The 24,390-nt window shown below is 54.1% G+C and carries 19 protein-coding genes, 1 tRNA gene and 1 rRNA gene; 3 read left to right on the top strand and 18 right to left on the bottom strand.

Annotated elements, in window-relative coordinates; genetic code table 11:
- Nucleotides 1-281 precede the first annotated feature (281 nt).
- The 9 genes from ACR0QW_RS07230 to rpsF form a co-directional block, all read right to left on the bottom strand.
- Nucleotides 282-1,571, bottom strand: a complete 1,290-nt coding sequence (locus ACR0QW_RS07230; RefSeq protein WP_432643020.1) for an adenylosuccinate synthase — start codon at nt 1,569-1,571, stop codon at nt 282-284.
- 21 nt (nt 1,572-1,592) lie between these two features.
- Nucleotides 1,593-2,885, bottom strand: a complete 1,293-nt coding sequence (purB, locus tag ACR0QW_RS07225) for an adenylosuccinate lyase (protein WP_432643019.1) — start codon at nt 2,883-2,885, stop codon at nt 1,593-1,595.
- A 155-nt stretch (nt 2,886-3,040) separates the two neighbouring features.
- Complete coding sequence (dnaB, locus tag ACR0QW_RS07220) at nt 3,041-4,372, bottom strand: replicative DNA helicase (protein ID WP_432643018.1); 1,332 nt, start codon at nt 4,370-4,372, stop codon at nt 3,041-3,043.
- Between the two features lie 42 nt (nt 4,373-4,414).
- Nucleotides 4,415-4,867: a 50S ribosomal protein L9 gene (gene rplI, locus ACR0QW_RS07215; RefSeq protein WP_432643017.1), complete on the bottom strand. Its 453-nt coding sequence runs from the start codon at nt 4,865-4,867 to the stop codon at nt 4,415-4,417.
- Nucleotides 4,827-6,875: a DHH family phosphoesterase gene (locus ACR0QW_RS07210; protein ID WP_432643016.1), complete on the bottom strand. Its 2,049-nt coding sequence runs from the start codon at nt 6,873-6,875 to the stop codon at nt 4,827-4,829. The genes rplI and ACR0QW_RS07210 overlap by 41 nt, the downstream gene beginning before the upstream one ends.
- A 12-nt stretch (nt 6,876-6,887) precedes the next feature.
- On the bottom strand, nt 6,888-7,856 hold the full coding sequence (locus ACR0QW_RS07205; protein ID WP_432643015.1) for a YybS family protein: 969 nt from the start codon (nt 7,854-7,856) through the stop codon (nt 6,888-6,890).
- 252 nt (nt 7,857-8,108) lie between these two features.
- Nucleotides 8,109-8,345, bottom strand: coding sequence for a 30S ribosomal protein S18 (gene rpsR / locus ACR0QW_RS07200; protein WP_012937440.1), 237 nt, complete (start codon nt 8,343-8,345; stop codon nt 8,109-8,111).
- Between the two features lie 21 nt (nt 8,346-8,366).
- Complete coding sequence (locus ACR0QW_RS07195) at nt 8,367-8,813, bottom strand: single-stranded DNA-binding protein (RefSeq protein ID WP_432643014.1); 447 nt, start codon at nt 8,811-8,813, stop codon at nt 8,367-8,369.
- Nucleotides 8,814-8,826: 13 nt separating this feature from the next.
- Nucleotides 8,827-9,111, bottom strand: a complete 285-nt coding sequence (gene rpsF / locus ACR0QW_RS07190) for a 30S ribosomal protein S6 (RefSeq protein ID WP_296398304.1) — start codon at nt 9,109-9,111, stop codon at nt 8,827-8,829.
- A 191-nt stretch (nt 9,112-9,302) separates the two neighbouring features.
- Between rpsF and ACR0QW_RS07185 the strand changes: the two genes are divergently transcribed.
- Together ACR0QW_RS07185 and mnmA are read left to right on the top strand one after the other, a co-directional pair.
- On the top strand, nt 9,303-10,454 hold the full coding sequence (locus ACR0QW_RS07185; protein WP_432643013.1) for a cysteine desulfurase family protein: 1,152 nt from the start codon (nt 9,303-9,305) through the stop codon (nt 10,452-10,454).
- A 96-nt stretch (nt 10,455-10,550) separates the two neighbouring features.
- Nucleotides 10,551-11,621 (top strand): tRNA 2-thiouridine(34) synthase MnmA, encoded by a 1,071-nt coding sequence (mnmA, locus tag ACR0QW_RS07180; RefSeq protein ID WP_432643012.1) that lies wholly within the window; start codon nt 10,551-10,553, stop codon nt 11,619-11,621.
- Nucleotides 11,622-12,241: 620 nt separating this feature from the next.
- Here the strand turns inward: mnmA and ACR0QW_RS07175 are convergent.
- The gene (locus tag ACR0QW_RS07175) at nt 12,242-16,078 is read right to left on the bottom strand and encodes an ESPR-type extended signal peptide-containing protein (RefSeq protein ID WP_432643011.1); all 3,837 of its coding nucleotides are present in this window, start codon (nt 16,076-16,078) and stop codon (nt 12,242-12,244) included.
- Between the two features lie 482 nt (nt 16,079-16,560).
- On the opposite strand from ACR0QW_RS07175, the gene ACR0QW_RS07170 reads away from it, so the two are divergent.
- Nucleotides 16,561-17,118, top strand: a complete 558-nt coding sequence (locus tag ACR0QW_RS07170) for a LytTR family transcriptional regulator DNA-binding domain-containing protein (protein ID WP_432643010.1) — start codon at nt 16,561-16,563, stop codon at nt 17,116-17,118.
- Between the two features lie 55 nt (nt 17,119-17,173).
- On the opposite strand, the gene ACR0QW_RS07165 is transcribed toward ACR0QW_RS07170, so the two are convergent.
- The 8 genes from ACR0QW_RS07165 to rrf form a co-directional block, all read right to left on the bottom strand.
- Nucleotides 17,174-18,523 (bottom strand): GHKL domain-containing protein, encoded by a 1,350-nt coding sequence (locus tag ACR0QW_RS07165; protein ID WP_432643009.1) that lies wholly within the window; start codon nt 18,521-18,523, stop codon nt 17,174-17,176.
- Nucleotides 18,523-19,431, bottom strand: coding sequence for a hypothetical protein (locus ACR0QW_RS07160; RefSeq protein WP_432643008.1), 909 nt, complete (start codon nt 19,429-19,431; stop codon nt 18,523-18,525). Before ACR0QW_RS07160 ends, ACR0QW_RS07165 begins: the two co-directional genes overlap by 1 nt.
- Nucleotides 19,432-19,823: 392 nt before the next feature.
- Nucleotides 19,824-19,899, bottom strand: a tRNA-Thr gene (locus tag ACR0QW_RS07155).
- A gap of 63 nt (nt 19,900-19,962) precedes the next feature.
- Nucleotides 19,963-20,757: a glutamate racemase gene (gene murI / locus ACR0QW_RS07150; protein WP_432643007.1), complete on the bottom strand. Its 795-nt coding sequence runs from the start codon at nt 20,755-20,757 to the stop codon at nt 19,963-19,965.
- A gap of 144 nt (nt 20,758-20,901) precedes the next feature.
- A complete protein-coding gene (locus ACR0QW_RS07145; protein WP_432643006.1) occupies nt 20,902-22,089 on the bottom strand; it encodes a M20 metallopeptidase family protein in 1,188 nt (395 codons plus the stop codon).
- Entirely contained in the window at nt 22,089-22,466 is a 378-nt protein-coding gene (locus ACR0QW_RS07140) for a peptidase dimerization domain-containing protein (RefSeq protein WP_432643005.1), read from the bottom strand. The genes ACR0QW_RS07145 and ACR0QW_RS07140 overlap by 1 nt, the downstream gene beginning before the upstream one ends.
- 61 nt (nt 22,467-22,527) lie before the next feature.
- Entirely contained in the window at nt 22,528-24,078 is a 1,551-nt protein-coding gene (locus ACR0QW_RS07135) for an AbgT family transporter (RefSeq protein ID WP_432643004.1), read from the bottom strand.
- Between the two features lie 217 nt (nt 24,079-24,295).
- Nucleotides 24,296-24,390: ribosomal RNA gene (gene rrf / locus ACR0QW_RS07130) — 5S ribosomal RNA — on the bottom strand; the annotation flags it as partial.

The following is a 24,390-nucleotide window of genomic DNA, read 5'->3' as shown; positions in this document are numbered from 1 at the left end:
CTCATCCAGGTGACTCGATCTCATCACTTAAAGTGACTTGACCCGCACATCTGTCAACAATATTCAGTTCTCAAAGTTCGTCTTGCCGTCTTCGTGACGACTTCTATATATTACCAGACTTTCAAAGGTTTGTCAACAACTTTTTTCTCACTCTGTTTCAGGTGAAACAGTTGCCGGTCCATTGAAGGCTGGTGTGGCGCTTCCTCAAAGAGAAAGCTTGTATAGTATAGCAAAAGAGAAGAAAGGTGTCAACACCTTTCTCCTCTTTTTTTGAACTTATCTTAGAAAAATTCCTTCAAAGAGAACGTCTGATCCCGGTTGGGGCCAACGGACACAATGCCGATTTCCACCCCTACCACTTCACTCAGACGGGCCAGGTAAGCCTGGGCTTCCTCGGGCAGGTCTTCGTACTTGCGTACGCCGGAAATATCCTTTTTCCAGCCCTTGAAGGTTTCATATACCGGTTTGGCCTTGGCCAGGATGCTCAGATCCGCCGGGATGTTCTGGATGGGCTTGCCGTCAATGGTCCAGCCGGTGCACATTTTGATTTCATCCAGGCCGTCCAGGATATCCAGCCGGGTAATGGCCAGGGCATCCATGGAGTTCAGCCGGGCAGAATATTTCACCATGAAAGCATCCAGCCAGCCGCAGCGGCGGGGCCGCCCGGTCACAGTACCGAATTCATGGCCGGTGTTCCGCAGATAGGTACCCGGGCCGTCCGTATCAAACAATTCACAGGTGAAGGGGCCTTCCCCTACACGGGTGGTATAGGCTTTCACCACGCCCACCACATGATCGATGTAACGGGGACCTACGCCGCTGCCGATGGCCGCATTGCCGGCAGTAGGGTTGGAACTGGTCACATACGGATAGGTACCATAGTCGATGTCCAGGAACGTTGCCTGTGCCCCTTCGAACAGTACTTTTTTGCCGGCGTCGAAAATATCGCCCAGAGCCACGCTGGTATCGGTCACATGGGGCCGCAGTTCTTCCGCATATTGCAGGTAGGCTTTCAGCATGGGTTCATATTCCATGGGTTCTGCCCCATAGACTTTGGTAAACAGGGCATTCTTGGCAGCCAGGTTCCGTTTCAGTTTTTCCGCCAGTACGTCCTTGTTCAGCAGGTCGCACATCCGGATGCCCGTACGGGCCACCTTATCCATATAGCAGGGACCGATGCCGCCTTTGGTGGTGCCGATCTTGGCATCTCCCAGGGCTGCTTCCTGCAGTTCATCCTGTTTTTCATGGTATGGGAATACCACATGGGCCCGGTCGCTGATCAAGAGATTGCTGGTGTCCACGCCCTTGGCCTTCATTTCCGCGATTTCCTGCAGCACCACACGAGGGTTGATCACAACCCCATTGCCCAGGATGCAGGTCTTGTCGTTATACAGGATGCCGCTGGGCAGCAGCCGCAGTTTATAGGATACATCATTGACCACAACCGTATGGCCGGCGTTGGAGCCGCCGGAATACCGGACCACCGCATCGGCCTGCTGAGCCAGATAGTCTACGATTTTACCTTTGCCTTCGTCCCCCCATTGGGAACCGATTACTACAACAGATGACATAGAGCCACTCCTTCTTTCGGATTAAAGTCCAAACCGGGCGTAGATTTCGTCCAGATGTTTCAGCATATGTTTCGGTTCGAAGCAGGCTTCCACTTCTTCCTTGGTCAGATACTTGTCGATATCCGGGTCGGCTTCCACGTTGGTCTTGAAGTCGGCGCCTTCCATCCAGCGAGCCATGGCATTGCGCTGTACCCACTTATAGGCATCTTCCCGCAGTACACCCTTGCTTACCAGGGCGATCAGCAGATTCTGGCTGTAGATCAGACCGCCGGTCAGGTTCAGGTCTTTGATCATCTTATCAGGATATACCAGCAGTTTGCCCAGGATATCCTTCATCTTGCGCAGCATATGGTCCAGCAGGATGGTGGAATCCGGCAGGATGATCCGTTCTACGGAAGAATGGGAGATATCCCGTTCATGCCACAGGGCCACGTTCTCCATGGCAGCTTCGGCATTGCCCCGCAGGACACGGGCCAGGCCGCAGACTTTTTCGCAGGTGATGGGGTTCCGTTTATGAGGCATGGCGGAAGAGCCCTTCTGGCCGGGAGCGAAGTATTCTTCCGCTTCCCGTACTTCGGTGCGCTGCAGGTGACGGATTTCCAATGCCATCTTTTCCAGAGAAGCACCGCACACAGCAATGGTGCTCAGGTAGAAAGCGTGACGGTCTCTTTGGACAACCTGGTTGGCTACAGGCACGGGGGTCAGGCCCAGTTTTTCGCACACGTATTTTTCCACAAACGGGTCGATGTTGGAGTAGGTACCGATAGCACCGCTCAGTTTGCCTACGGAGATGTATTTCTTGGCCATTTCCAGCCGTTCGATGTTCCGTTCTGTTTCGCTCATCCACAGCAGGAACTTCAGGCCGAAGGTCATGGGTTCTGCATGGATGCCGTGGGTGCGGCCCACGCAATAGGTGTATTTGTATTTCACAGCCTGGGCTTTCAGGATTTCATGCAGTTCCTTTTCTTCCCGGATCAGGATTTCTGCAGAGTGTTTCATCATCATCCCCATGGCGGTGTCCTTCACGTCGTTGGAGGTCAGGCCTTTATGGATATATTTGGAAGCATCCCCTACATGTTCAGCCACAGAAGTGAGCAGAGAAATGATATCATGGTTGGTGGTTTTTTCGATTTCGTGAACCCGGTCCAGGTCGAAATCGGCTTTGGTCTGGATGTCATGGAGCGCATCATCGGGGACGATGCCCAGTTTGTTCATGGCTTCACAGGCCGTCACTTCAACCTTGACAATGTTACGGTCTTCGTTTTCTTCCGTCCAGATGGAACCCATTTCTTTACTGGTATAACGTGGAATCACAATACTTCCTCCTTAAGTATAGACAAAAAAATGGCATAACACGAGAACACACCGTCCCCGCTGCATATAGTTTATTGTATCATTTTACCGAACGTATAGCAATCACAAGTATATTTCGTTTGCAAAGAAAAAAAGAGGTGCGGAGAACACCTCTTTTACTCATGCTTGCTGCTGAGATCATAGAACCGGGTGATATCCTTCCGGAAGTACAGGGGAACCGTGCCCACAGCACCGTTCCGGTGCTTGGCCACGATCAGTTCCGCCACATTCTTCTGGTCCGTGTCCGGGTTATAGTAATCATCCCGGTAAATGAAACAGACAATATCGGCGTCCTGTTCCAGGGCCCCGGATTCACGCAGGTCGCTCAGCATGGGCCGTTTGCTGGTCCGCTGTTCCACGCTCCGGCTCAGCTGGGACAGGGCAATTACCGGCACATTCAGTTCCCGGGCCAGTCCTTTCAGGGACCGGGAGATATCGCTCATTTCCTGCTGCCGGTTGTCACTGGCCCGCTTGCTGGACCCCTGCATCAGCTGCAGATAGTCCACGATGATCAGATCCAGCCCGTTCTCGTTTTTCCAGCGGCGGGCCTTGCTGCGCATCTCCAAAGCCGTCATGCCCGGTGTATCGTCCAGCATGATCTTGGCATTGCTCAGATTGTCAGCTGCCTGGACCAGCTTCGGCCATTCACTTTCCTGCAGCTGTCCGATCCGCAGCCGGGAAGCATCGATTTGGGCCTGGGAACACAGGAGCCGCTGGACCAGCTGTTCCTTGCTCATTTCCAGGGAGAAGAACACCACAGATTTGTGGCCCGCCAGGGCCACATGTTCCGCAATATTCAGTACCAGGGACGATTTCCCCATGGAGGGACGTGCGGCCACGATGATCAAATCGGAAGGCTGCAGACCGCTGGTCATCTTGTCAAAATCAGCAAAGCCAGTGGGCAGCCCCGTAAAGGCTTCTTTGGAATCGTACAGTTCCTCGATCCGGGTCATGGCGCTCTTCACCACGTCCTTGATCCGGGTCACTCCATTGGCATGTTTCCGGTTGGCCACCGCCAGGATTTTCTGCTCCGCCTGGTCGATGGTCTGGCTGATATCCTCATCCTCTTCGTAGCCTTCGGTCACCACCTCCGTGGCAGCGTTGATCAGCTGCCGGCGCAGGGCCTTCTCTTCCACGATCTTGGCGTGATACGTTACATTGGCCGCCGTAGGCACGGCATTGCTCAGGGCCGTAATGGTGGCCGTCCCGCCTACGGTATCCAGTTTGCCCATCTTCCGCAGTTCTTCCGTCACCGTGACCAGGTCCACGGCCTCATTGCGGCTGTGGAGGTCCATGATGGCAGAAAAGATGATCCGGTCGTCCGGGCGGTAGAAATCATCTTCCGTCAGGATCTCCCCGGCTTTATCGATGGCTTCCCTGCTGATGAGCATGGCTCCCAGCACACTCTGTTCCGCCTCAATATTCTGGGGTGGGATACGTTCTTCCAAAATATGGACCCTCCTTTATCCACACAAAGCCCTGTTACAGGCTTATTTCTCAGTCTCCACGACGACCTTGAATTTTGCCGTTACATCCGGCAGCAGTTTTGCCGTAGCAGTATATTCGCCCGGGCTCTTGATGGTGCCGGGTACTTCGATCTTGCGCCGGTCCACACCTTCCATGCCGGTCTGGCTCAGCAGTGCATCAGCCACATCCTTGGAGGCGATGGAACCAAACAGTTTGCCGTTGGCCCCCACCTTCACTTTCATGTGCAGCACCACTTTTTCCAGCTGCGCAGCCAGGATCACTGCTTCGTCGTGAGCCTGGGCAGCCCGATGTTTGGCCACCTGCATATCCTGTTTGGCCTGGTTCACATTCCGGGTAGTAGCTTCTTCAGCCAGTCCCCGGGGGATCAGATAGTTCCGGCCGTACCCTTCCGCCGTCTCGATGATTTCGCCTTTTTTACCCAACTTCTTGATGTCCTGCAACAGGATTACCTTCATCTGTATCGCTCTCCTTCATTTGTTCTTTGGCCAGTTCAATGACTTTCGGCATCAGTTCTGCTGCCGTCACTCCCTTGACCTGTACCCCGGCCACGGTTTGATGACCGCCGCCGCCGAGTTCTTCCATCATCACCTGCACATTGACGCTGCCGTCACTGCGGGCGCTGATGCTGACTCCATTTTCATTCTGGCTGAACACCACACTGGCCCGGATGTCATCCATGGTCAGCAGTTCATCCGCCGCCTGGGCCACGATGATCGGCGTGTCCTTGTCCGTGCAGGAGCAGGAATGCACCGCCACCGCCAGACCCGGCAAAGGCTGCTGCATCTCGGTGATGATCTTGGCCCGGGTCAGGACCGTATGCTCATCATCCTTGAACAGCATGGAAACCAGATGGGGATCAGCCCCATTCCGGCGCAGGAACGCCGCTGCCTCGAACGTCCGTTCCCCGGTCTGTACCGCAAAGTTCTTGGTGTCCACCACGATGCCCGCATACAGGGCCGTGGCCTCCACTTCCGAAAGCTGCAGCTTGTCCTCGAAATACTGGAGGATTTCCGTTACCATCTCGCAGGTAGACGATGTGGACGGTTCCATATACTGGAGCATCACATCCGTAATGGCATCCTCCGCCCGCCGGTGATGATCGATGATGATCCGCCGCCGGATGGCCTGCAGCATCTTGTGCGCCGCACTGAGCATGGCCCGGTGATGATCCACCAGTACCAGGATGCTGCCCGGGGTGATCCGTTTCAGTGCTTCATCCTCATCCACGAACAGGGACAGGTACCGGTCACTCTGGTCCTTGGAAACTGTCTCCAGTTTCTTCAGGGAAGGTCCCTGTCCACTGGTGACGATACAGCAGCTTTTCTGCAGGGTCAGAGCCATCTTGGCCACCCCGATGGCTGCCCCCAGGGCATCGTAGTCCTCGTTGGCATGGCCCATGACGAACACCTGGTCCGCTCCGGTCATCAGTTCATGGATAGCCTGGGCCACGATCCGGGCCCGCACCCGGGTATTCTTGGCCTGGACGGAACCCCGGGCCCCGTAGAAGCTCATATCCTCGCCGATCTGCACCACAGCCTGATCACCGCCGCGGCCCAGTGCCAGATCCAGGGCCGCCTGCGCTTTCTGGCTCATTTCCGCCAGGTTCCGGCCTTCCGCCGCCACCCCGATGCTGATGGTAGGTGTGGTCCGGTTGCCGCTCTTGATGTCACGGACCCGGTCCAGCACCAGGAACTTCTTTTTGATCGTTTCATTCAGTCCCTTACGGCTGAGTCCCACCACGAACATGTCTTCCGTATATTTCTGGAAGTAGCCGTTCACTTCCTCCACCCAGCTGCCGATGGCCTTGGTCACATCCACCACCACGCTGGCCCGTTCGTTTTCGTTCAGGCCCTTCATGGCATCGTCGTAGTTGTCGAACTGTACGTAGGCTACCACCGGGTGTTCTTCCTCATACTTCTTCTTTTTGCGCTCCCGGTCGGTGATATCCATCAGGTACAGGGCCAGTCCCGTATCGTCCTCCGGGTTTTCCGTGATCTGGATCCGGCGCACCAGCATCTGGTACACCCGGTCCCCGATTTTCAGCTGCTTTTCCGCATCCCGCAGCCGCAGGGCCGCAAAATTGTTGTCCGGCGGCGGCAGCACCTTTTCAAAAGGCGTGCCCAGGGGCATTTCCACCGCCACATACTCGTTGAACAGCCGGTTCCGCCACTGCAGATGCCCTTCCTTGTCGAATACTCCGATGCCGATGGGGATCCGCTGGGAGGCGTAGTTGTTGGCCCGCTCGATGTTGCGGACCACAGTAGTCATAGAATGGTTGAACCAGGCTTCCCGCAGCCGGTTGCTGCGGAAAGTCAGGTAGAATACCAGCATCACGGCCACAAAGCCCCCGGCCGTGCAGATGGCCTGATTGATCAGGATGCCGGAAATCACCAGCACCGACCCGATGATGGCCACAGCAATGCGCACCCATTGCCACAGGTTGCGCTGTGTTTTCTCTTCCATAGGTCTTCCCTTCTATTTCTCCTGCTTCGGATCCTCTTTGGGGACCGGTTTCCGGATCTTCCGGAGGTCGAACACCATTTCATAAGCCCCCAGTACCACGATCAGCTGCGATGCAATGGGCAGCGTAAAGGTCAGGATCAGGCTCAGGGGGATCAGGATCCGGGGATAATGTCTGTACTCCACATACCAGCGGATCAGACACAGCCCCTGGACCAGAAGCAGCATGTTCATCATCATGTACAGGGTGTACCCGCCCCGGTACAGCCAGGAGTCCTGGGCATTCTGTCCGAAGAAGATCAGCATCATGCCGATGCCGTAAGGCAGCAGCAGCCATTTGGGCAGTTTCCACAGGGAAAAAGGCGGGAACCAGGGGTAATAGTCCCCCATCCGGGCCAGGATTTTCCGGGCTGCCCAGTAATTGGCCATGGCCGTCACCGGAGCGCTGAGGATAATGCCTGCCGGCAGGATCAGCTCAAACATCTTCTTCAGTTGATCCAGCTGTCCTCCGTTAAAACCGCCCATCCCCATGGTCTGCAGCAGGTCCCCGCTCATGGAAATGGATTCATCGATGGAATCGAAGAACACCTGGATTACGTTCACATCCATCAGATAGTAAGCCACCACAGCGCTGAGCAGGGTGGAAATCAGAGCCCCCAGACTGCCCATGAGCAGGGTATTCACCGGGCTCATCTGCCTGCGCATGGCATAGCCCATAAAAAGGCCGATCAGGCCCAGAATCACACACTGGGTCAGTGCCTGCATGGGGGACAGCAGCACCGAAACTACCGCGCCCGTGACCACCAGACACAGGACGCTCCATTTCAGACCGTTCCGCCGTCCGCACAGGATAATGGGCAGAGGCCACAGGATGCTGACCACCAGATCGAGTATCGGCACATAATTGCCGACCAGGGTAAAAAGGACTGCCACCGCTGCCAGGATCCCTGATTCCACCAGCGAGGATGTTTTATGATACTGCAATGGGTCTTCCCTCCGTTGATACAAAATGATTGCCTGCGGCGGGTGTACCGGGCAATATTTTGCCTACGGCAAAAATCTTGGTACGCCCCTGCAGCGTTCCAGTGAATGATATTTCCGCAGGGGCTCACCAAGACCCCCGGAGGGGTGTCGCCCGGTGAGCCCGTCCTGAAATTCCACACGGTAATATTATATTCTACAATATTTAATAAAAAAAAGACAGACCCCGAAGGATCTGTCTTTGTGTCATCCAGCTTATTCAGCAGTAAACGGCAGCAGTGCAACGTTTCTGGCACGTTTGATGGCAATGGTCAGCTGACGCTGATGTTTTGCGCAGGTGCCGGAAATCCGACGCGGCAGGATCTTGCCCCGTTCGGTGATGAACTTCCGCAGTTTAGCAGCATCTTTATAGTCGATTTCCTGGACTTTGTCGACGCAGAAGGAGCAAACTTTTCTTCTGGGTCTCCGATTACCTCTTTCACGTTTCATCATGGCGTTATTCTATCCTCCCTTTTAAAATGGGATTTCTTCGTCAAAACCTACTTCAGAGCCAAAGCCCCCCATGGGGTTGGAATTTCCACCCTGGGAGTTGTTGTTCTGGGCAGGAGGATTCTGCTGGCCGGCAGCCGGATTGCTGCCATAGCCCTTCCGTTCGATGAATTCTACACGGTCAGCAATGACTTCCGTCACATAATGCTTGTTCCCGTCTTTTCCATCGTAGCTGCGGATCTGCAGGCGACCTTCCACCAGAGCTCTTTGCCCCTTGGTCAAACTGTTCCCACATAATTCTGCGGTTTTATTCCATGTAACGATGTTGATAAAATCCGCTTCCCGTTGGCCGTTCTTCGAAGTGAAGGGACGGTCAACAGCCAGAGTAAAGGTGCAGACCGTTTTTTCCGTGGGAGTGACCCGGACTTCCGGATCCCGCACCAGACGGCCCAACAAAATAATGCGATTCATACACCCAGCCTCCTTATTCGCCTTTGCGAATAATCATGTGACGCAGGATTTCATCCGTAATCTTCATCACACGGTCCAGTTCCTTGACGGCTGCCGGTTCAGCAGCAAACGTGGTCAGTACATACAGACCATCGTTGAAGTCCTGGATAGCATATGCCAGACGTTTTTTGCCCCACTTATCGGTTTTTTCGATCGTAGCGCCGTTAGCAACCAGCAGGTCGTCGAACTTCTTTACAACAGTGTTGTAAGCGTCCTCTTCTACCGGCTTAACGATGTACATGACTTCGTAGTTATTCACGAAATCACCTCCTCCTTTGGTTTTGCTCCTCTACCATGAGGGCAGAAGAAGTATATATAATATATACAGCTTTACAATTATAGCATGGAGAGGAGAAAAAGACAAGAAGAAAAGAAAAATAAATTTGTTTTAGGGGAGGACAAAATATTGTATAATTATATGATATATTTCACCCCAAAGGAGGACCTGTTATGTTCGTCTATGCCGATAATGCTGCCACCACCCGGGTTTCGAATGCTGTGGTGTCTGCCATGCTGCCGTATTTTACGGAACACTATGGCAACCCTTCCAGCACCTATCCCCTGGGCCAGGACGCTTCCGCCGCCCTGATCCGTTCCCGGGAAACCATTGCCGCCTGCCTGGGCTGTCTGCCCAGCGAGCTTACGTTCACGTCCGGAGGCAGCGAGGCCGACAACCAGATCCTCCGCTCCGCCGCAGCCTGGGGCAAAGCGCACGGCCGCACCCACCTCATCGCCAGTGCCATCGAGCACCACGCCGTGCTGAACACCCTGGACGACCTGAAGGACCAGGGCTTCACCGTGACCCTGCTGCCCGTGAGCCCCGAAGGCGTGGTGGATCCGGCGGACCTGAAAGCCGCCCTGACCCCGGAAACCTGCCTGGTATCCGTCATGCTGGCCAACAACGAAACCGGCGCCCTCCAGCCCATCCGGCAGCTGGCTGAACTGGCTCATGCCGCCGGCGCCCTGTTCCACACCGACGCCGTCCAGGCCGTGGGACACGTACCCATCAGCCTGAAAGACAGCCCCGTGGACTTCCTGTCCGCCTCTTCCCATAAATTTCATGGACCCAAAGGGAATGGATTCCTTTTTGCCAAACGAGGCTTTGAATTGAAATCCCTGATTTTTGGTGGAGCCCAGGAACGAGGCAAACGGGCCGGCACAGAAAACGTCCCGGGCATCGTGGGCATGGCCACAGCGCTGCAGGAAGCCTGCGGCCAACTGGCGGCCAATACCCGCCGTATGGAGGAAGCCCGCAATGCCCTTCAGGAAAAGCTTTCCGCCCTGCCCGGCACGAAGGTCCACGCCGGCACACTGCTGCGCCTCCCCGGCCACCTGAACATGGCCTTCGAAGGTGTATCCGCCGAGGCCCTGCTGCCCGTGCTGGGTATGGCCGGCATCTGCGTTTCCAGCGGTTCCGCCTGTGCCTCCGGCAGTCCCGACCCCAGCCATGTGCTGCTGGCCATGGGGTGCAGCCCGGACGAAGCCCGGAGTTCCATCCGGTTCTCCCTGGGCGACGACATCACCCCGGAACAGGTGGAATACGTGGCCGGAACCGTGATCAGGGAAGTGAACCGGTTGCGGGACTTACACAAACAAAGATAAAAACCACCATTACGGTCGCACGATTGGTGTTAGGCGACTGACAACTGACAAAAACGGGGCGTAAACCTTTTCACCCCTCTATGAGAAAGGATCATCATGAAAGCTCTCATTGCCATGAGCGGCGGGGTGGACAGCTCCGTTGCCGCCAAACTGATGCAGGATGCAGGCTACGACTGCATCGGCTGCAACATGAAACTGTACAACAACCCCGATGCCGGCTACTGCAGCACCAGGACCTGCTGCAGCCTGTCCGACGTGGAAGATGCCCGCAGCGTCTGTGCCCGGCTGGGCATGCCCTTTTACGTGTTCAATTACACGGACGAATTCAAACACGATGTCATGGAAAAATTCGCCCGCAGCTACACCTTGGGCCACACCCCCAACCCCTGCATCGACTGCAACAAGTTCCTGAAATTCGGTGCCCTGTATGAACGGGCCCGGGAACTGGGCTGTGACTGTGTGGTCACCGGCCACTACGCCCGCATCCGCAAAAATGAAACTACCGGCAAATACGAATTGCTGAAAGCTACGGATCCGAAAAAGGACCAGAGCTACGTGTTGTACAACCTGACCCAGGAGCAGCTGGCCCACACCCATTTCCCCCTGGGCGGGTACCACAAGACCCACACCCGGGAAATCGCCGAAGAAAACGGTTTCATCAACTCCCACAAGCCCGACAGCCAGGACATCTGCTTCGTGCCCAATGGGCAGTACACCGATGCCGTGCAGCGCATTTTGGACTACAAGCCCCAGCCCGGCCCGTTCCTGGATCTTGAAGGCAACGTGATTGGCCGGCACAAGGGCATCATCTGCTACACCCTGGGCCAGCACAAACATTTAGGGCTGAACCAGCCCGATTTTCCCCTGTACGTGGTGAAGATCGACCCGAAGAGGAACGCCGTCGTGGTGGGCCCCAGCGAGGCCCTGTTCAGCCGGGAAGCAAACGTGGGCGAAGCCAACTGGATCAGCGGCGAAGTACCGGCAGGCCCCGTGCGCTGCCAGGTAAAGGTGCGCTACCGCCAGGAGGCCCAGCCTGCCATCGTGACCCCCATCGGCCCGGATACGTTCACCATTGAATTCGATGAGCCCCAGCGGGCCATCACCCCCGGTCAGGCCGCCGTCCTGTATGACGGAGACGTGGTCCTGGGCGGAGGGACGATAGAATAAACAAAAGGGGCTGCTCAAGGGCAGCCTCTTTTGCGGTTATCGGTCGACACGGCCTGACGGCCGGTCCTGGTAACTCCCTATGGCTTCCAACCGTACTTCCGTATCATTCCGTAGGGGCGCACCAAGATTTTTGCCGCAGGCAAAATATCGCCCGGTGCGCCCGCCAAGACATTAGGAGTAATCCTTACGGCATTCGGAATCGGCTATGCCATTGGCTGTAATCAGAAAACACAAAAGTGATCGCCCCAGCTTCCAACTTGTGCGATCACTTTTTGTGTAAGTAACATTGGGGGCTGACCGTCAATCGGCAGCACCCTTTTTCTTTTATTATATTATACCAAATCCCTGCAGAAGCGCAAACCTCCGGCGGGTATGCAGGGATGGGCTTACCGGGCGACACGGCCTGACGGCCGGTCTTGGTAATCCCCTACGGCTTTCAACCGTACTTCCGTACCATTCCGTAGGGGCGCACCAAGATTTTTGCCGCAGGCAAAATATCGCCCGGTGTGCCCGTCCCTGGCCTGAACCCCGCAAAAAAGGACCCCTCACATCGCTGCGAGGGGTCCTTTTTTGCTATATGGTATGCTCAAGGGGGGTGTGGGCAGCATCTGGGGAGATGACTACGCTTTTCTTTGAGCAGCCATTGCCTGGAGTTCGGGCCGGAATTCTTCTACCAGTCTGACTTCCGACTTGGCCCCTTGGGACAGGGCGTTGTAGATGATTTCCGCCATTTCATACCGGGTCATGGTGCGGTCACCATGATACTTGCCGTCTTCGTATCCTTTGATGATATCGTTGCCCGCCAGTCTGCTTACGGCTTCGTAAGCCCAGTGGTTGGCCGGTACATCCGGGAAGGCCTTGGACAGGTTGGGGTTCAGCACACCCAGCAGGGCATCCAGACGGTTCTGCAGATTGGTCACCTGTTTGGACAGGGCCTCATTGGTGGCTTCTGCCTGCTGCAGCCGTTTGCTGCTCTTGCCCAGTTTGAAGGTTACGCCGCCGCCCACCATGTTTTCGCCGTTGCCGAAGCTGGTGGAAACATTCAGCATCACCCGGTCGGTCGGGCGATAGAACACGCCCAGGGCACCGGCAGTTTCGCTGCGGTAGTTGCCTGCAGCAGCTGCAACGCTCACCTTGGAGTCTTCGTCAAAGTCCATCGGATGCAGGTTGGCCATAGCAGCTGCGCTTGCGCCCACCTTGTCGATCCGGCTGTCCAGGTTGTCCACCCGGTTTTCCACCCGGCCAACACGGTTTTCTACGCCATCCATCCGGTTTTCAACCGTGGAAACTCTCTGGTTGGTATGATACAGCTGGCCGCCGTTCACGGCATCCTTGCTGCCTTCGGACACATCGCCGTCGGCCACGTTGGTCACCTTCTGGCTGTTGGCGTTGATGCCGTTCTGGTCGATATAGGTCTTGCCGGCCACTTTGTAGGATCTGGCCGATACATCACCGGCTACGGTGGCGTTGCCGCCCACGCTCAAATCCTTTTCGATGGATACGGCATCCTTGAAAGATACCATGCCGTCGAAGGTGGAGGTGCCGGTCACATGCAGGGTATCAGTAGTGGTGCCGCCAGTGATGCTGGCTCCGCTTTTTACCGCCAATTTCTCTGTAGTGGTGGTACCCTTCACTTCCAGATCTTTTTCCATGGTAACGGCATCTTTGAAAGTGGACGTACCGGTCACTTCCAGATTCTTGCCTACGCTTACATTGCCCTGCAAGTGGGAATCGCCGTTCACCGTCAGGTCATTGTTCACAGCGGCATAGTCAGTGGTTACCTGGCCAGTGGTCACCGTATTGCCGGAAATAGTGGTACTGGTAATGCTGCCTTCTTCGATAGGATCATCATGGTCCGTATTCTTGAAGGTAGTCCCGCCATCCGTTGTGGTCACGGTCGTCTTGCCAACTATATCCTTAATGCTGGTGGCAGCTTTGTTGATGATCTCCTTGGCATCGTTGGTAATCTTGTTCCTGGCGGTGTTGTTGATGTTTTCAGCAGTCAGGCTGCTGTCGTTCGTCACAGTGGTGGTCAGGCTGCCGCCCACCTTATTCTCCATATCGCCAGTCACATCGTTCAGCATCTTGCCGCCCACAGTATTGGTCATGTCGCCAGTTGCGGTATTGATGATGTTCACAGCGCTGTTGCTGATATCCCCACTGGTAGTATTGGTAATACCTTTCGCATCCCAGGTGGTGGAGGTATCTGAACCGTAAGCCGCTTTGACGTTGTCCGTCTTCACAGCCACCTGGTTGTCGCCAACCTTGTTGATGACGCTGTTAGTCCCAGTGTTAATCACGTCGGCTGCGCTGTTGCTGATGGTGCCGCCGGTTGCGGTGTTGGCGATACCGCTGGCATCCATGACGCTCTTCACAGCAGACCCGTCACCAATCTGGTTGGTGATGCTGTCAGAAGCCTTGTTGACCAGATCTTTCGCATCATTGGTGATGGTACCGTCCTTGGCGGTGTTGGTGATGTTCACATCGGTCTGTTCCACGCTGGTGCTGCCGTTGGCGCTCTTGATTTCCTGCAGGATCCGGTCGATTTTCTGCCGGAAGGTGGATTGGTTGGTAGCCGTACCATCGCCAATGATGTTTTCCGACTGTCCAGCCGTCTTATTGGTGACGTTGCTGTTCTGGCCCTCTGCCACGCTGTCCGTGATTTCATACTTGTTTTCCCCGTTCTGGTGCAGTTCCCGGGATGCGGAGTTCCAGGGATTGTCGCCAATATCGGAGATGGACTGCTTCACGCTGTCGGCGGTTACCGTACTCTTGCCGATGGAATCATTGTCCGTTGCCAAGACATTGCTGCCTGTTTCATCAAAGGTGGAAGCACTGGAATGTCTCTGCCCTGTCGCCGTATCAAGTTTATCATTCACGGACTTCACGTTGCCGCCACTGATTTCGGTATAGTTGTTCTCATCCAGTTTGCTCTTCAGCGTACCGGCATTGAATTCGCCAGTAACTTCCAGATCTTTAACAGTAGCTTTATCCGTCACGTTCAACGTACCTGCATTTACTTGACCGGTTGTCTTAATTGTACCTGCACCAGCATCAAGATCGCCGCCCGTCAAAGTCAGGTTACGGCCCGTAATGCCATTGGCGACAGTCAAGTTATCTCCTTTCAGCGTACCCGTTGCCGTAATGTTCTGACCGGAAATATCGCCCGTACCCGCAGCGATATCACCACCGCTTGTATTCAATTTACCGCCAGCCGTCAGGATATCGCCGCCGACAGTCTTGATTGTACCGGAACCCGTATTGATTTCACCACCGGACGTTGCAATCTTTCCACCATTTGTGCGGACCTCTCCACCCTGGGTGTTGACATTACCGCCGCCGGTCTGGATAAAACCGCCATTGGTCTTGATGTTACCGTTGTTGATGGTGGCTTTGCCATCGGTCAGGGTCTTGCCGGTCACTGTGCCGTTGCTCATGGAAGCACCTTTACCGTCAGTAACCGCTGCCCCTGTAATGGTCGCATTGGAATTAACATTCCCGGAATCATCCACGGTGAATGCCCCGCCAGCACCTTTGATCTTGCCGTCCGCACTCATGGCTGCCTTGGCTGCATCATAGGTATCCCCGCCGGTATAGACGCCGTCGGCATTCATAAGGGAGCTGTTGGTGCCAACCTTGATGCCATTGTCATTCATGGTAATCTGGTTCGTCTTGTCCTTGTTCAGGATCACTTCGCTGGCGTCAGTCTTGGAAGTGGTCACACTGCCGTCATCATGAACAGTAGTACTGTTCTTTTGCAGCACATTGTCATCGCTCAGGCTCAGCCCGCTGTTCACGGCTTCCGCCAGTTGTGTATCAGCCCCGAGGCGGGCTGCTTTTTCTGCTGCATCAGCAGCATTCAGTGCGCCAAATCCATCGGCCACATTGGTATTGATAGTATTGAACCCGTCCGCCATATTCTGATTGATCTCTGCAATGAGTTTATCCTGGGCTTTGTCAGCACCGATCCGTTTTGCGATTTCATCGTGCAGGGCCCCATCCAGCTTAGTCACGTTATCACCGATTGTGCTTGTAGATTTCACAATATCGCTGTCCTGGACCGTGGCATCGGATTTGCTCACATAAGTATTAGAAACGCTGGATTTCAGGTCTTGAATGTTATTCCGATTGGTTTCAATATCTTGTCTATTGGTTTTCACCTGTTCCAAGGCATCATTAATGGCCGAAGCTTCGCCGCTGTTCCCGGTCAGGACGTTGACTACATCACCACTGGCAGTATTGACTTCTGCCGTTCCAATGGTGAGAGGATCCGCTGCCAGCGCAGTCCCTCCAGCAGAGAAAATGCTGAAGAACAGGGCCAGTGCCGCAGCAGCCTGGGTCAGTTTTCTCCGTTTGTCGACGGATCCGCCGCCTCTGGATTGGTTCCTGGCCAATTCAGATACAACCATGTACATCCCCCGTGTTTTATTCCAGATTACTTTATAAATCTTGTTCATAAAGCCACACCCCTTTTCTTGTTCAAACCTTTCTGATGGAAATTCATTCACAGCCTGGCTGGATGCTCCAGTGCGCGCTTCTGTGCATCACGCCTATTTTCATGGTATTTTTTGTCTGATTCCCTTTGTTTTCCGGAACACTTTGGTTTCTCACCATTATATTCCTTTTTATAAGGGCATTTGTCTGCATCTGCGGTGCAGATTTGCGGAATTTTCTGTCCTTTCTTTGATTGCCTAAACTATAACACACTAAAGCGGGAAAATTTTACAAATTCCACGAAAGGGCGTTTTTTTGTCATAAAAGTTCTCTTCGTCATTTTTCAGACAATTTATCTCCCAATGGGGAAACGATCCGCCTTTTTCTTCATGAAAAAAAACCGCCCTTTCAGGACGAGTTCAGGAGAAAATTTTGAAATTTGTGTATAATAGAGATGAATAGACAGAAGAAAATACCTGAAAAAGGGGGGGGGGGAGAACCGATCATGCTGCGCATTGCCATTTGTGATGACCAGACCGACCAGATCCAGAAAATCCAGGCTGCTGCTGAAACATATTTCCTGACCCGGAATGAACGGGTGGAATACCGGACATTCTCCGATGCCTTTGCCGTAAAAGCCACCGATTACCTGCTGAAGCCCTTTACCCAGACCCAGTTCAACAAATCCCTGGAGCGGGCCCTGGGATTCATCCGCCAGCGGAACAGCGCCAAGATGATTTTCCGCCTGGTAGGCGGCGGTGTACGGGTAGAAGAGATTGCCCAGATCCTGTTCCTGGAAAGTCACGGGCACGTAATGGAAGTATTCCTGGCCGACGGGAGCACCCTGGAAACCCGGAAATCTGCCCAGGATATGAAGGCGGACCTGGATAAAATCGCCCCGGGTCAGTTCGTTTCTCCCAACAAGGGGTATTTGGTGAACCTGGGGGCCGTCCACATGATCAAAACCGATTATGTGGAAATCCAGGGTCATCAGATTCCCCTGGGCAAGCGCAAATACCGGGATTTCCAGGAACAGTATTTCCAATTCATGTTTGCAGGGTAAGATTCCTCCAGCGACTAGTGACGGGGTGTGAAAAATGTTTTTTCACACCCCGTTTTCATTCTCCCATTCCCTGAGCCCGTGCCGACACCTGCAGATAGGTCATGAACCAGCCGTCTTTTTGCTGGCAGAGGACACTGGCCCCGTATTTATCCCGGAAGCGGGCCAGGGATTTCATCCCGATGCCGTGGCCCTTCACATGGGTCACCGGCAGTCCGTCCTCCCCCAGCTGCACCGGCGCATCGAACAGGTTCTTCACCAAGATGTTCAGCATATCCCCCCGCCGCAGGGCCACCACCGTGATGTTCCGTTTTTCCTTCGGCTGCTTCTCGCTGGCGATCAGCGCATTTTCCACCAGATTGGACAGCACGATGGAAAGAACCCCGCTGCACTCCATCTGCTGGGGCAGATCCGCCAATACATTCACCGGGATTTCTATTTTCCTTGCTTTGGCGATGTACACAGTCAGCGCCGCATTGATCAGAGTGTTCTGGCAGTACTGGGGAAGTTTCGTGGTGTTGAACTGCTGCCCCAGCCCTTCGATATACTGCTGCACGCCTTCCTTATCCTTTCGGCGGACCAGTCCCAGCAGGCGATCGATGTGACCCTGTTTCTCCCGGTAAATGCCAGCCAGCCGCTGCCGGCTTTCCCTGGCCATCTGCACATAGTGCTCTGCCGAAGCATATTGCTGCTGCAGTTCCTTTTCCTTTTCAAAAGTCCGGAGTTCCTGGTATATTTCCTTCTGGGCACTGTGGATACTGGCCATCATCAGCACGACCACCCCCAGCAGGAACATCCGGGAAATCAGCAGTTCAAAATAAAATCCCTCAGAATCGATCAGGCTCAGATAGAAACTTTCAATGGACAGCAGCATGGGAATGGCCGTGATCAGGCGCCAGTATTTCCGGGTGGAAGCCTCCTGGAAGCCGCTGAAAGTCCGGGTAAAGAAATGCAGCAGGATCGGAAAGCTGCTGAAGATCATCGCCCCGTAGAACAAAATCTGGGGAATGAACAGCTCTTCCAGGGTATGGCCGGGATAGAAATGGAAGCACAAGGCCCGCGCCACTGTAAAGATGATGCCGGACAGCAGGACCCGAAAGGACAGTATGAACAGCTGTCCCACCCACATCCGCTTCTCCGCCAGCAGACAGAGGATGAACTGAGGGACCCAGATAAGGTAGCCCAGGGTTCCATAGGCCTGTTTCTGGGTGAGGAACAGACTGCTCTGGAGCAGTCCGGTGATTCCCGCATATTCAGCTGCCACCAGGATGACCCAGATCCAGGCCACCCGCTTCTGTTTCTGTTCCGGCAAAAAGTGGCGGAACGGCAGGAAATGAAGCAGTGCATAGGGCTGCAGCATGAGTACGTAATACAGGTTGATGCCCAGGGTGGGAAAAAGAGGATCCATCAGTTATCCACCTCTTTCTGCACCTGAAGCAGCTGCTGTTCTGCCTCATCAAAATGTCCTTTTTCCACCAGTTCGGCCACCAGCTGCAGCTGATGCCGGCTGTCGTGGCGCAGGATGGCCATTTTCTGCTGTTCTTCCCGCAGGGAAGAGGCATATTCGTTCAGCTCCGTCAGCTGATTCTGGAGCCGGATGGTCCGTTCCCTGATCTGGAACATGAGCTTCACCTGCTGGAAGCCGTTTTTTACGGACTGAAGCAGGCACAGCCCCACCAGCAGCAGTACCGTCCGGCTGATCAGGGTGTACAGATGGATGACCGGAGCAGTCATTTCCCCGGGTTCCAGGTTGAAGTACCCCATATTCCCATGGTAATATACCAGCAGCAGGGGTACCGGCCCCACGTAGGCCCAGAAAGCCGGCCGCCACCGCAGCATTTCCCGGGTGAACAGGCTCCCCATCAGCCGTTCCATAAAGGGCATCCCGGCCAGGAACAGGAGAATATAAATCAGGTAATAGGTCAGGATCTCATTCTGCTCCCAAAGCTCCGGCCAGAACAATTTGTAGGCTTCCATGGTCACCGTATGGATGAAAATCATGTACATGGCTTGAAGCCCGACCACAAACAGATGCTGGAACCAGTAGGGCCGGATGGTGAAAAGCAGCAGCAGGAAATAGGGCAGGTAACTGAACAGATACAGCCACTGGTAGGAACTGCTGACAAATACCAGCAGATTCCTGGTGAATACAATGGAATACACTACGAATTCCAGCAGGAAAATACAGATGTGTCCGCACAGCAGCACTCGTTTGGCCGCCGGACTGGCAAGGAAGCGGAAGGGATAGTAGCGGAGATAGGCAGCGGGCAGGAGAGAGATGCAGAACAGCAGCGTCGTCACGATTTTGTCCACCAATCCAGCCACCTCCCGATCCAAGAAGTCAATGTGTCAACTATAGTGTAGCAACAAAAAAAGAACCCTGCAACCATTCCCGGCAGGGTTCTTATTTTTAATTTGCAAGTGGTTAGACGGACGCCTTAAGAACGGCAATTGGCCCAAAGAAATACCCCCGGGTGGCCGCCCGAGGGTATTTGTACAAGTATGGCCTTTTTATCCTTTTGGCTATCGCCATTATAAGGCTGAAAGGGTTTGAAAGTCAAATAGCGAAAAATGCGCAAAAAGTGCGCAAAAGGGGGTATGAAAAAAGACAACGGGAAACGTTTCAGTCATTCGTCCAAAACCCCGGAACCCGCACGGTAAAAGGGTTTGAACATTGTTGAACATTTCTCGTTGTCTGGATTTCAAAATGGAGCTACTGATAGGATTCGAACCTACGACCCTCTCATTACGAATGAGATGCTCTACCAACTGAGCTACAGTAGCATTGAACAGAAGAATTATACCATAGTCACGGTTTGAATTGCAAGGGAATTTTATTTCCCGCCCTTACAGCGTAATCAGCCGGAAATCACACTTCTGCATATCCAGCATCCGGGCCGCCAGGCGCTTGCCCCGTTCCAGATCGGCAGTGAAGCACACTTCCGCCCGGCCCAGTCCCACGTCCCGCTGCAGCTTCCGCTGTTTCAGGTCCTCGATGGCCGCCTGGACTGTCCGTTCCGCCGGATCCAGGATAGTAACCCCGGACCCGAAGGCCTCTCTGATTTCCTTTTCCACAAAGGGATAATGGGTACAGGACAGCATCACCGTATCCACATCGTATGCCTTCAGTTTGTCCGTGTATTCCTTGATGGCCGCTGTCAGTTCCGGGCTGCCGAATTTTTCTCCTTCGATCAGGGGTACGAATTTCGGACATCCCTGACCGAATACCTGGATTTCCGGATCCATTTCCTGGATTTCCTTCTTATGGGCACCGGAGGCCACAGTAAAATCGGTAGCCAGGAAGCCCACCCGTTTGTTTTTGGTGACTCCCTCCACCATATGGGCACCCTTCTTCATGCCGATTACAGAAAAATCGTACCCGTTCCTGATTACGTCCGTACCCAGCACCGTAATGGTATTGCAGGCCACCACCAGCTGCTTGATCTGCCGCCGGTACAGCCAGGCGGTCATCTGGCTGACAAAATGCTGGATCTCTTCCCGGCTGCGGTTGCCGTAGGGCGTACGGGCCGTATCTCCGATGAAGATGAACCGTTCATGGGGCATCTTCTTTTGCAGCCATTTCAGCACTGTCAATCCACCCACGCCAGAATCGATGACACCAATGGGATCTAATTGATTCATGGGAACCCTCCTTGTTGTAATTTCTAGTCCGTTGAACCTTTTTGGAAAGTATATTATACCACGGCAGCGGAGTGCGATGCAAAATGGGAGTGTGAAAAAATTCTCACACTCCCATTTCTTTGGTATATGCACATATCATATGGCCTATGCCATGTGACCATTCAAATACTTTACTGCAAAAGCTACTTCGATTCCTGTCCCATAGGGCAGTGCATCTTCGTCCACATCAAAAGCCGGATGATGATGCACGCAGCAGATTCCCTTCTTTTCGTTCCTGGCACCCAGGAACATGAAAACTCCCGGCACCTTTTCCATGAGCACGGAGAAATCCTCCGCACCCATCTGCTTTTCCATGGGCACCAGAGCCTTGGACCCCATGACCTCAGCCACGGCCTGCCGTCCCAGCTCATTCAGTTCTTGATGTTCGTTGATAAGAGGCGCCGGACCGAAGAAATAAGTGCAGTCCACCTGGCAGTCCAGACCTTCGCCGATGGCTCTGGCTACCTTCTCGATCCGCTGGGGCAGAGTTTTCCGGAATGCCTTGTTGAAGGTCCGGGTGGTGCCCACCAGCTGCACACTTCTGGCCAGGTGCCCTTTCTGTTCCCCATCGCTGTTCATCATCCCCACCGTGAGTACAAAGGTATTTTCCGGATCGTTCTTCCGGCTTACCAGCTGCTGCAGGCCCATCACCACGGATGCAGCGGCAGTAATGGGATCCGTTCCCTGTTCCGGAGCATCGGAAGAAGCCGCCCGCCCGGTCAGGGTAATGGTGAACCGGTCGCTGCAGGCCATCCGCTCCCCGTCCTGCAGGTTGGCGATACCGGTTTCCAGCAGGGACCACACATGCATGCCGAAAACAGCGTCCACATCATCCAGGCACCCTTTTTCCACGTAATGACGGGATTCCGTACCGATTTCCTCCCCCATCTGGAACAGCAGCTTCACCTTGCCCGGAAAAGCGTCCCGATGGGCGCTGAGGATCTTCGCCGCCCCCAGCAGCATGGCCGTATGACAGTCATGCCCGCAGGCATGCATGACACCGGGATTCTGAGAGGCATAGGACTTGGTGGTATCCGCTTCCTGGATGGGCAGGGCATCAATGTCCGCCCGAAGCATCACCGTCTTGCCCGGTCCTTTCGTCCCTTCGATGGTACCCACACAGCCGGTAATGTCCGGAAACGTCTGCACCGGAATACCCATTTTCTGCAGTTCTTCCACGATGTGGGCAGTCGTGTTCTTTTCTTCCCGGCCAAGTTCCGGATGGGCATGGAAATAATGCCGCTGTGCCAAGATATAATCCTTTTCAGCAGCAGCCAGTGTCTTTGCTTCCATCAGCAGGAGCCCCCTTCCGACAGCACTTTCATTTCACTGCTGCAGTCGAAAGTTTCGGCGGTATGGCGGACCAATTTCTTCAGTTTATCCACCATGTCCAGCAGCAGTTCATCGTCATAGGAACGGAGGGTACCGATAAGCTGCACCTTGTCACAGACAATGTTGAACTGTTTGCCGGCTTTTACATTTTCAAAGCCCAGCACCAGAGGGCGCAAAGGGTTGTTCACCCGGCTTACCAGGGTCTGTGCAGCCTGGATCACTGCGGCGGCAGCCACGATGGCGTCCTTCCCCAGATGGGGCGTAGAACCATGGGCTGATACCCCATGGACCGTAATGGCAAAGTCGATTTCATTTTCATGTTCCGGTTGTAATGGCATAAGAAAAATCCTTTCTACAAATGTGAGGGGTGTGAAAAAATATTTTTCACACCCCTTGTTTTCAATGCAGCAAATAGACTCCGCCGCCAGGACCCAGGGGCAGATTGAAGATCACCCATACGGCCAGCAGAATGGCCCAGGCAATGGCAAAGGCGAAAGAATAGGGAATCATATTGGCAATGATGGTCCCCATGCCGATGTTCTTTTCATACTTCCGGGCAAAGCCCAAAATCAGCGGGAAGTAGGAGAACAACGGAGACAGAGGGTTGGTCAGAGAGTCCCCGATCCGGTAGGCCACCTGGGTCAGAGCCGGGTCGTATCCCATGAGCATCATCATGGGCACCATGACCGGCGCCAGGATGGCCCATTTGGCAGAAGCAGACCCGATGAACATATTGATGATACAGGAAACGATGATGAGCCCGAAAATCAGCGGCAGGCCGGTGATACCGGCGTTTTTCAAACCTTCAGCCCCGTTGATGGCCAGCACCACGCCGATATTGGACCAGGCAAAGTAACTGGTGAACTGGGCACAGAAGAAGCACAGGACGATATAGGAGGAAATATCCTTGAAAGCCTGGGAAATATCCGCCCACATATCCTTGTCGTTATGATATTTGCCGGAAGCAAAGCCGTACACCACACCGGGTACGAACAGTACCAGGGTCACCATCAGGATAATACCCGTCATAAAGGGAGATTTGGGATCCATAATGGAATGGGTCTTGGGATCGCCCAGCAGGGGATCAGCGCCTGCACACATGAGCACGATGACCACCAGGGTAATCAGGACAGCCACCAATGCCTTGTTCACAGCCTTCTTTTTCTGATCCGTCATCTGCCGGATGGATTCATCCAGTTCATACTTGGTCAGATCCGTACCGGAAAACCGGGGTGCCATAATCCGTTCAGTAACAAAGGTCCCTACCAGGGCCAGCAGGAAACAGGAGACCACCAGGAAGTAGTAGTTGATGGCAGGAGATTGCTGATAACTGGGATCGATCATCTTGGCAGCGGCTTCTGTAAAACCGTAGGCCAGGGAATCGGACATGCCCAGCATCAGATTGGCACAGAATCCGGCGGCCACACTGGCAAACCCACAGAACACACCCAGAAGAGGATGCCTTCCCATGCTCAGGAAAATCACCCCGGCTACTGGCGGCAGCACCACGAAAGCCGCATCGCCGGCCACATTGCCGTTAATGCCGATGAAGATGATCACAAAAGTCACAATGGCCGGAGCGGCATCGCCCAGCATCTTCTGCATGAAGGCAGCCAGGAATCCGCTTTTTTCAGCCACGCCGGAACCGATGACACATACCAGTACCATGGCCAGCGGAGCAAAGTTGGCAAAGTTAGAAACAGCCTTGCTCCACATCATCCGAAAGCCCGAAACCGACAGCAGGTTCACAATCTTGATTTCCTTGCCCGTACCCGGATGGATGGCAGATACTCCGGCGCTCCCCAGGACAGCGGACAGAATCAGGACGATGATGGATAGCAATACAAACAGCGATACCGGGTCTGGCAGTTTATTGCCGACCCGTTCGATCCAGTTCAGGAAATGATCCATCAGACTTTTCTTCGATTGGCTTTCTGTTCCTGACATCATATGAACTCCCCCTTGTAGTCAAATGTAGCTTCCATTCTTAATGAAAATAGTGTTTTCTGTAAACTGCTACATCGAAAAAACTTATTTTTATTATAATCTGTCTACCAGAAAAAGTCCATAAATTTGCCACAAAAATACTGTATGCATAAACCATATGGATATGGATGACTCTATACAAAAAGGAAGAGCACCGCGAATGCGATGCTCTTCCTGGCTTAACCGGCAGCTCCCTATCCTCCCGGAGCGTTTCCACTCGAGTACTTTCGGCGTATAAGGGCTTAACTGCTGTGTTCGGCATGGGAACAGGTGGAT

The sequence above is a fragment of the Acidaminococcus sp. genome (genome assembly GCF_050873445.1).
Classification (GTDB): Bacteria; Bacillota; Negativicutes; order Acidaminococcales; family Acidaminococcaceae; genus Acidaminococcus.
Note: the sequence above shows the minus strand (reverse complement) of the source record. Positions and strands in the feature narration are given on the sequence as shown.